A 245-nucleotide genomic window follows, 5' to 3' on the forward strand; every position below is an offset into this window, starting at 1 on the left:
TTCTGGCTTGACATGATGGGGGCGCCGCTTGTGATCGTCTCCGGTCACGATCTGGTCGACGAGCTGTCCGACGAGAAGCGCTTCGACAAGGCGGTGCGCGGCTCGCTGCGCCGCGTGCGCGCGGTCGAATCCAGCGACAGCATGTTGCCGACCACCGGTTTCGTCGGTGGATGCGGGATCGGACTCAGTCTGTTGCCGGACGCCATGTCGGAAGTGCCCCCTCACTACGCGCCGTCATCCTGAGG

1 protein-coding gene is annotated in these 245 nt (G+C 65.3%); it reads left to right on the forward strand.

Annotation, left to right across the window (positions count from 1 at the left end):
- Positions 1–243, forward strand: a 243-nt coding sequence (locus FNJ47_RS53590) for a hypothetical protein (protein WP_206685440.1), incomplete at its 5' end; no start/stop codon positions are given.
- Positions 244–245 lie beyond the last annotated feature (2 nt).

Source organism: Bradyrhizobium uaiense (assembly GCF_010811875.1).
Classification (GTDB): Bacteria; Pseudomonadota; Alphaproteobacteria; order Rhizobiales; family Xanthobacteraceae; genus Bradyrhizobium; species Bradyrhizobium uaiense.